Annotated in this window: 12 protein-coding genes and 1 pseudogene; all 13 read left to right on the top strand. The window is 40.9% G+C overall.

The window, feature by feature from the left end; translation table 11 throughout:
- A pseudogene (locus DWX73_RS13490) lies at positions 1 to 240 on the top strand (hypothetical protein); the annotation flags it as partial.
- 174 nt (positions 241 to 414) lie between these two features.
- Positions 415 to 1,113, top strand: a complete 699-nt coding sequence (locus tag DWX73_RS02330; RefSeq protein WP_242996542.1) for a CpsD/CapB family tyrosine-protein kinase — start codon at positions 415 to 417, stop codon at positions 1,111 to 1,113.
- Positions 1,114 to 1,128: 15 nt separating this feature from the next.
- On the top strand, positions 1,129 to 1,875 hold the full coding sequence (locus DWX73_RS02325; RefSeq protein WP_118346559.1) for a YveK family protein: 747 nt from the start codon (positions 1,129 to 1,131) through the stop codon (positions 1,873 to 1,875).
- Positions 1,862 to 2,632 (top strand): class B sortase, encoded by a 771-nt coding sequence (gene srtB / locus DWX73_RS02320; RefSeq protein ID WP_118346557.1) that lies wholly within the window; start codon positions 1,862 to 1,864, stop codon positions 2,630 to 2,632. The genes DWX73_RS02325 and srtB overlap by 14 nt, the downstream gene beginning before the upstream one ends.
- Positions 2,622 to 3,611 carry an LCP family protein gene (locus DWX73_RS02315; RefSeq protein WP_118346555.1) on the top strand — a complete coding sequence of 330 codons (990 nt, stop codon included), beginning with the start codon at positions 2,622 to 2,624 and terminating at the stop codon, positions 3,609 to 3,611. Before srtB ends, DWX73_RS02315 begins: the two co-directional genes overlap by 11 nt.
- A 45-nt stretch (positions 3,612 to 3,656) precedes the next feature.
- Entirely contained in the window at positions 3,657 to 4,274 is a 618-nt protein-coding gene (locus tag DWX73_RS02310) for a hypothetical protein (protein WP_118346553.1), read from the top strand.
- 138 nt (positions 4,275 to 4,412) lie between these two features.
- Entirely contained in the window at positions 4,413 to 5,270 is an 858-nt protein-coding gene (locus tag DWX73_RS02305; RefSeq protein ID WP_118346551.1) for an Rpn family recombination-promoting nuclease/putative transposase, read from the top strand.
- A 376-nt stretch (positions 5,271 to 5,646) separates the two neighbouring features.
- Positions 5,647 to 5,796: a 50S ribosomal protein L33 gene (rpmG, locus tag DWX73_RS02300; protein ID WP_118346549.1), complete on the top strand. Its 150-nt coding sequence runs from the start codon at positions 5,647 to 5,649 to the stop codon at positions 5,794 to 5,796.
- 18 nt (positions 5,797 to 5,814) lie between these two features.
- Positions 5,815 to 6,018 (top strand): preprotein translocase subunit SecE, encoded by a 204-nt coding sequence (secE, locus tag DWX73_RS02295; RefSeq protein WP_118346547.1) that lies wholly within the window; start codon positions 5,815 to 5,817, stop codon positions 6,016 to 6,018.
- 38 nt (positions 6,019 to 6,056) lie between these two features.
- Complete coding sequence (gene nusG / locus DWX73_RS02290) at positions 6,057 to 6,572, top strand: transcription termination/antitermination protein NusG (protein WP_118346570.1); 516 nt, start codon at positions 6,057 to 6,059, stop codon at positions 6,570 to 6,572.
- 51 nt (positions 6,573 to 6,623) lie between these two features.
- A complete protein-coding gene (gene rplK, locus DWX73_RS02285) occupies positions 6,624 to 7,049 on the top strand; it encodes a 50S ribosomal protein L11 (RefSeq protein WP_118346545.1) in 426 nt (141 codons plus the stop codon).
- Positions 7,050 to 7,120: 71 nt separating this feature from the next.
- Positions 7,121 to 7,813 (top strand): 50S ribosomal protein L1, encoded by a 693-nt coding sequence (gene rplA / locus DWX73_RS02280; protein ID WP_118346543.1) that lies wholly within the window; start codon positions 7,121 to 7,123, stop codon positions 7,811 to 7,813.
- 200 nt (positions 7,814 to 8,013) lie between these two features.
- Complete coding sequence (locus DWX73_RS02275) at positions 8,014 to 8,757, top strand: SDR family NAD(P)-dependent oxidoreductase (RefSeq protein ID WP_118346541.1); 744 nt, start codon at positions 8,014 to 8,016, stop codon at positions 8,755 to 8,757.
- Position 8,758 lies beyond the last annotated feature (1 nt).

Genomic DNA, 8,758 nt, shown 5'->3' with positions numbered 1-8,758 from the left:
GAAAACAATCTTCATTGGGTGTTGGATGTTCATTTTCGAGAGGATGCATGTAAAATCAAAGCAGAAAAAGCGATGCAAAATCTGTCACTGATCCGAAAGATCTGTTATAATCTTATGAAATTGGATAAACGATTTGACAAGAAGAAAAAAATGACCTATAAAAAGATGAGTATGTTATATACATATCATTTAGAATATGTGCAGGAATTGATTTTTGAGAAAATTGTAGAAAATATTTAAAAATATCCATCTAGGGAAATAGTTCTCTAAATGGATATTTTATGCGGTTGCCCTGTATAGTACTGTATTTGTCTTGATTGTCGAAAACGAATATGATAGATTAGAACGGATTATCCAATTAAAAACAAAGTAATAAGCAGAAGGAGACTTTTAGGAGGGGAATTGTGAATCGCATTGTTATTAATAATAAATTTAGAGAGAAGTACTCGCATCCGTGAAGCATACCGTACGCTGCGAACGAATATTGAATTTACTGGGATTGAGAACCGGGTAATTGCAGTGACGAGCTGTCTTCCGGGAGACGGTAAGACAACGGTAACATTTCAGTTGGCGAAGGCATTTGTAGATGCAGGATATAAGACGCTGCTGGTCGATGCAGATATGAGGAAATCAGTACTCATTAAGCGTCTGGATCTTCATGGAATGGAACAGGGGCTAAGTCATTTTCTTTCTGGACATGCCGGAGTGCAGGAAGTAGTTTATTCCACAAATATTGATAATTTATATATGATTCCGACGGGAGTGTTTCCGGTAAATCCAACCGAGCTGCTTGGAAATAATCGCTTTGAAGCATTAATGGAAGAGGTAAGAAATACATTTGAATACATCATTATAGATACGCCGCCAATTGGAAGTGTGGTAGATGCAGCGGTTATTGCAAAGCATTGTGATGGAACTGTTCTCGTACTTGCAGAAGACAAGGCATCAAGAATGGAAGCGCTCCGAGCCGTGGAGCAGATCAGGACAGCAAATCATAACATTCTTGGAGCGGTTCTTAATAAAGTAGAGACTGGTCGTGGATCTTATTATGCAAAGAATTATAAGAACTATTATCAGAAGAACTATTATCAGGATGAGAAGAAACAGAAATAAGCGGGGGCAGAAAGAATGACGAATGAAGAAAACAGAAAAGAAATAGTCGATAGTAGAATTGATCTGCTTGCAATTATATATGCGCTTTTGAAGAAATGGTGGCTGCTGCTGATCGGTGCGATTGCAGGTGGAGCAGTATTTTTGATTGTGAGCTGGAAATTTATCGCTCCTACATATCAGTCTAGCGCAACACTGTATATGGTTTCTTCGACAGTAACGATTAGTTCGGTGGCTGATCTGCAGCTCGGAACAGAGTTGGCGGAAGATATTTCTAAGATTGTAACGAGTAAAACAGTAATTGACCGAGCAGCAGAAAGGTTGCTTAGGGAGAAGGGTAAGACATTTACAAGGGGACAGATTCAGGGAATGATTACAGCTTCTAATACGGCAACACGTATGCTGACATTAACAACTGTTTCAGAAAATCCGGAAGATGCCTGTGATGTTGCCAATGCAGTGGCAGAAGAGGCGATTCTGAGGGTGGAAGAAATTACGAAGTCAGATCCACCGTCTATCATGGAGAAGGCAGAGATTCCTATCGTTCCGATAGGACCGAATATTCCGAAGAATACAGTAAAGGGATGCCTGATTGGATTTGCGCTTGTCGCATTATACATTATATTGCGTCATGTTATGAATGATAATATCCGCACAGAAGAGGATATTGAACGAGCCCTAGGTTTGAAGACGCTTGTTGTAATCCCGATGGAAAAACCTTCACGCAAACAGCGTGCAGAGGGTGATTCGCATGAAGAAAAATAAAATATTCTTCGTTGTATGCCTGCTTATGTTTGTCGGAGGACTTGCAGTGGGAGGCAATTATTTCTTAAAACAAAAAGAAAATGAAAACATTTACGAGAAGGTTCGTGAAGAGAAAAAAGTGTTGCCGAAGCAGGAAACGAAGGAAGAATCAGAAGAAACGGATGAAGCATCGGAAGCGGTAGAGATTCCGGTTGATTTTGAAAAACTTCAAGAAATAAATCCGGACATTTATGCCTGGATTGAAATTCCGGGAACGGAAGTGAATTATCCGATTGTCCAAAGCGCTAATGACCGGGGATATTATCTTGATCATACGATAGAGGGAGAAGAAGGACTTCCCGGCTCTATTTATACTGAGAATTTGAACACGACGACATTTGCTGATAAGAATACGGTTGTATATGGACATAATATGAGAGATGGTTCTATGTTCGGCGGTCTGAAACAGTATGTTGACCGAAAATATATGGAGGAGCATAAGAAGATCTATATTTATACGCCGAAGCATATTTACACATACGAAGTGTTTGGGGCAGTAACCTATGATGACAGACATTTGCTCTTATCGTATGATTTTAATAATGCAGAAGAGTACCAGGCGTTTCTTGATTCTCTTTCACAAGTGCGGAATATGAATACTTATCTGAATAAGGAGTGTCCGGTTACAGCAGAAGACAGAATTCTAACATTATCTACCTGTACGAGCAATGAGCGGCAGAGGTTTCTTGTGGAGGCAGTACTGATCGATGAAAAATAATAAAAGATTACAAATGATTTCCGCAGTATTTTGTGTCATGATTTTGCTGGCGGCGGGGTATTTCCTTTGGAGCGAGCTACGGGATAAAGAAATAAAAGAAACGTCTATCCCGGCACAGGACCTAAGCAATACCGTATTATATAATGGCAAAGAATATGAATATAATTCGGATTTGAAGAATATTCTTTTTCTTGGAATTGACAAGACGGATATGCTGACAGAGCAGGAGACACCTGGAACAGCGGGACAGGCAGACGGAATTCTGCTTATTTCTATGGATCGCACATCCAAAACCGGGAGAGTGTTCCAGATATCGAGGGATACGATGACCGATGTGGATCTTTATGATGTGTCGGGCAATTATTCTACAACAATCCGAAAACAGATTGCAACCCAGTATGCCTATGCCAACGGCGGAAAGAGCAGTAGCTGGGCTATGAAGAAGGCGGTTTCTCGATTGTTTTATGAGCTTCCGATTGATGGAACCATTGCGATGAATATTGAAGGGATTCAAGCTGTTACAGATGCAGTGGGGGGAGTTACGCTGACTGTTCCGGAAGACTATACTGTAATTGATCCGGCTTTTGTTGCTGGAGCAGTGGTGCAGATGAATGGTGAGCAGGCAGAAAAGTATGTGAGATATCGTGATACGAATCAGTTGGGCAGTAATCATGATCGTATGAAACGGCAGATGCAGTTTGTGCCGGCACTTTTTGAGGCCGTGAAAGCAAAAGCAGGCGAGAGCGGCAAGTATTATGAAACATTTTCCGGTATATTAGATCCTTATGTGGTTTTAGATATGTCAGCAAAAGATATTAATGAATTGGCGGAATATGGTCTGTCAGCAAAGGATATCTATACTGTCCCGGGGGAGGTTCGAGCCGGAACGGAACATGATGAATTTATTGTAAATGAAGATGAATTGTATGAGTTGGTAATAAATATGTTCTATCGTCCGGTGCAGACTGCTGACAGATAAACATGTATTTATTATAATGATGAAGGAGAAGAGGAGGAACTTATCATGAGAAAAAAAATGATAGCTTTGATGAGCGCGGCAGTACTTGCAGCGACGACAGTTATGACAGCATTTGCAGCGCCGAGCGTAACCGTATCGGGAGTTGTTTCAGGAGTTCAGTCAGCAACAGATAAGAATGGCAATGAAGTTGCTATTAAAGTTGAAAATGTTTCCGAGACAAATTTTACAGCAGAGGAAGTAGCAGCGGTAGAGGAAATTAAGAATATTGAAAATGTAAAAGAAGTTATGGAAGCTTCTGGGGTGGAGTTCGAAGAGGGGATGCAGGTAGCAGATATCAAAAATGTTATTGCACCGGAAGGAACGGTATTCCCTGTAACAATTACTTTTAACGTAGAAGGTGTAACTATAAGATCAAGAGTAACGGTTCTGCACTTTGACACAGCAAAAGAAGCTTGGGAAGTAGTAGAGAGTAAAGCCGGAGAGAGAACGATTACAGAAACATTCCATTCACTTTCACCGGTAGCGTTTGTTGTCGATAAAGAAACAGCAGCAAATGGCGCTACTTCTCCACAGACAGGCGAGCCGATCACATTGGCGCTGGCAGGTCTTGCAATCTGTGCAGGAGCAGTCGGAATGGGTGTAACTGCTAAAAAAAGAAAATAGAGATTAGTTAGTCAGAAGAAAGACTCCGGAGCAGAAAGTGTTCTGGAGTTTTTTTGGTAATATGCACAATGGCTTTCCGGAGGTGCTTATGCTATACTGAAGCCATATAAAATTCCTCTGTGCAGATGGAGGAAACGGATGAAAAAATTAAAAGAACTGACAATGAAAGACAACTGGATGTTCGGGGCAGTTATGATTCAAGATGATAATTGCAAGCAATTTCTGGAAAGAATATTGGGATTTCAGATTGAATCATTGACCATCGATCTGGAGAAGAGTATTGTTTATCACCCGGAATATAAGGGAATCCGGATGGATGTTATTGCAAAAGACGAGAACAGGACGCACTATAATCTGGAAATGCAAGTATTGCCGAAAGACTTTTTGCCAAAGCGAGCCAGATATTACAGCAGTCAGATGGATATGGAACTGCTTGCGAGCGGAACGCCGTATAGAGAGCTGCCGGATGTATTTGTTATCTTTATTTGCGATTTTGATCCATTCGAAATAAAGAAGTATTTGTATCAATTTCAGATGCGCACAAAAGAAGGCTTGGAACTTCAGGATGGAAGCCAGTATATTTTTCTTAGCACCAAAGGGGAAGATAAAGATCAGGTGCCGGAGGAACTGGTAACATTTCTGGAATTTGTGAGATCCGGTCTGGAAGAAAGTGAGAAGACTTATAAAGATCCTTATATTGCGAAGCTGCAGAAAGACATTCAGAAGATCAAAGACAGTCGGGAAATGGGGCGAACATATATGTGGTTAGAAGAGATGATGGAAGAAGAGAGAAAAGAAGCTAGAGAAGAAGCTCTAGGCGCTGTCAGAAAACACATTCTGACGGTATTGAACCGCATTGGAGAAGTGCCGGAAGAGGTTGAAAGCCTTCTGGAAAATGAGAAGGATTTAAAAGTTCTGGATCAATTGTTTGAAACAGCGCTTTCGGCTCAGGAGATAGAGGGATTTCTTCAGGAAATGAGAAAGCTATGTTCATAAAATGATAATTATGAAACATGAGTACTTAACGGTCACGGCGGCGGATCTGCCGCCGTACATTATCTTTAGAAAATTTATCATAAAACACAGTAGATCTGTGTCAACCCGGTTCAGGGAAAATACGCAAACAGCAACAAAGTGAAATCATTTTGAATCTTCATAGAAGATTCAAAGAGAGCTACACACAGAGGAATTTTATAGAAATCTGCACTGAAATCTGCACTTCTTAAAAAAAACTTGACTTATCGCTATTCGCCATGCTATACTAGACAGGCGAATGGAAGTAGGTCTTTTTTTTTATGCCTAAAAATGGGCAGTCTCGCAAGCTGCCATGTAACACGAAACATGAAATTAAACATGAAGCGAGGTGGAAGTTGTGCGCACAAGAATCACATTGGAATGTACAGAATGTAAACAGCGTAACTACAATATGATGAAGGATAAGAAAGCACATCCTGAACGTATGGAAACAAAGAAATATTGTAAGTTCTGTAAATCACACACAATGCACAAAGAAACAAAGTAGTTGTCTGAGGTGAATGTTATGGGCGAAAAAACAAAAAACAATGCTCCGAAGACAAGCTGGTTCAAGGGCTTGAAGGCAGAGTTTAAGAAAATTGTTTGGCCAGACAAGAAAACACTTGGAAAGCAGACGGCTGCAGTTGTTTTTGTTTCCGTAGTACTTGGAGCAATTATCACAGTAGTGGATATCGTTGCACAGTACGGAATTGATTTATTAGTAAAATAAGAAACTGATAAACAAGGGCAATTATGAAAGGTGATTTTATGTCAGAGGCAAAATGGTATGTAGTTCATACTTATTCAGGGTATGAAAACAAAGTAAAAGCCAACATTGATAAGACAATTGAGAACCGTCATCTTGAGGATCAGATCCTTGAGGTACGAGTACCGATGCAGGACGTTGTTGAGATGCGCGGAGGCACTCAGAAAGCGGTTCAGAAGAAAATGTTTCCTGGATATGTCCTGATTCATATGATTATGAATGATGATACCTGGTATGTCGTAAGAAATACAAGAGGTGTGACAGGTTTCGTTGGACCTGGATCGAAACCGGTACCGCTTACAGATGCTGAGATGATGAATCTTGGAATCCAGAAAGAGGATATCGTAGTAGATTTCGCGGAAGGCGATGCAGTTACAGTAACAGGCGGTGCCTGGGAAGGTACAGTCGGAGTAATTCAGAGCATGAATGTTCCGAAACAGAGCCTGACAATCAATGTTGAGTTATTTGGTCGCGAAACACCGGTAGAAATCAGTTTCGCAGAAGTCAAGAAGATGTAACAGTAAGTGGGAGGGAACATCCCCGCAATTACCACAAGGAGGTACAATAAAATGGCAAAAAAAGTAACAGGTTATATTAAATTACAGATCCCTGCTGGAAAGGCAACTCCAGCTCCACCGGTTGGTCCGGCTCTTGGACAGCACGGTGTAAACATCGTTGAATTTACAAAACAGTTCAACGCAAGAACAGCAGATCAGGGAGATTTAATTATCCCGGTTGTAATTACAGTATATAATGACAGAAGTTTCAGCTTCATAACAAAGACACCGCCGGCAGCAGTTCTTATTAAGAAAGCTTGTAACATCAAATCTGGTTCAGGCGTTCCGAACAAGAATAAAGTTGCTACAATTACAAAAGCTCAGTTACAGGAAATCGCTGAGTTAAAAATGCCAGACTTAAACGCTGCATCTGTAGAAGCTGCTATGAGCATGGTAGCAGGAACATGCAGAAGTATGGGTGTCAAAGTAGAAGAGTAATCGCAGACACTTTGTTTGAACAGTAGACGTGGGAGGGGCTCTCCCGATAATACCACTAGGAGGTTATTAAGATGAAACGAGGAAAAAAATATATCGAAGCTGCTAAATTAATCGAAAGAGGAAATCTTTACGATAAAGAAGAAGCAGTTGCATTAGTGAAAAAATCAGCAGTAGCTAAATTTGATGAAACAATCGAAGCTCATATCAGAACAGGTTGTGACGGACGTCACGCTGACCAGCAGATCCGTGGTGCTGTAGTTCTTCCACACGGAACAGGTAAAAAAGTTCGTATCTTAGTATTTGCTAAAGATGCTAAAGCTGAAGAAGCAAAGGCAGCAGGAGCAGATTACGTAGGAGCAGAAGACCTGATCCCGAGAATCCAGAACGAAGGATGGTTCGATTATGATGTAGTTGTAGCTACACCAGATATGATGGGTGTTGTTGGACGTCTTGGACGTGTACTTGGACCGAAAGGTTTAATGCCAAACCCGAAAGCTGGTACAGTAACAATGGACGTTACAAAAGCGATCAACGATATCAAAGCTGGTAAGATTGAGTACAGATTAGATAAAACAAACATTATCCATGTGCCGATTGGAAAAGCTTCTTTCACAGAAGAACAGTTAGCGGACAACTTCCAGACGCTTATCGATGCTCTTATGAAAGCTAAACCGGCAGCTGTAAAAGGTCAGTATTTAAGAAGTGTAACTCTTACTTCTACAATGGGACCTGGTGTGAAAATCAACCCGGCTAAATTAGCTTAATAAAAGTATATAAAAAATATAAACAAAAAGTCCTCACAGGTATTATGCCTGGCGAGGGCTTTTTTTGGAGATTTTATTGACAAAAGGGAAAAATAAGAGTAAACTAAAACAGTAATAATTACTGATTTGTTAAAAGCTTGTTAAATCAGTATATTACTAATTTGGAATCTGCTTAAGGGGCAGAAGAAAGGAAGTTTACGATGTTAAAGAATAAAGTTGCAATTGTTACAGGGGGAACTCGTGGAATCGGTTTTGCCGTTGTAAAGAAATTTGTTGAGAATGGAGCTGCCGTTTCTGTATGGGGATCTCGTCAGGAGACAGTTGATAAAGCGCTGGCACAGCTGAAGGAATTATATCCGGATGCAAAGGTGAGCGGCAAATGTCCGAATCTGAAAGATGCTGCACAGGTTGCGGAGACGATGGCTCAGGTAAAGGAAGAATTTGGTGCGGTTGATATTCTTGTGAATAATGCGGGAATTTCTCAGAGCACACCGCTTTACAATTATACAGCGGAAGAGTTCCAGAAGATTGTTGATTTGAATATTACATCTGTATTTAACTGTGCACAGGCAGCAGCAAAGATTATGAAAGAGCAGGGCGGCGGTGTTATTTTAAATACAAGTTCCATGGTAAGTCTTTATGGTCAGCCTTCAGGATGCGGCTATCCGGCATCTAAGTTTGCGGTAAATGGTATGACGAAATCTCTTGCAAGAGAGCTGGGCCGTGATAATATCCGTGTCAATGCAGTTGCGCCAGGAGTTACAAAGACAGATATGGTTGCAGCGCTTCCGGATGAAATGATCAAGCCTTTGATCGCAACAATTCCTCTTGGAAGAGTTGGAGAACCGGAAGATGTTGCAAATGCATTCCTGTTCCTTGCAAGTGACATGGCAAGCTATGTAACAGGTGAGATCTTATCCGTAGACGGAGCTGCAAGAAGCTAAT

This window comes from Coprococcus sp. AF21-14LB (assembly GCF_003458885.1).
Classification (GTDB): domain Bacteria; phylum Bacillota; class Clostridia; order Lachnospirales; family Lachnospiraceae; genus UBA9414.
This window is presented reverse-complemented; position numbering and strand designations above follow the sequence as displayed.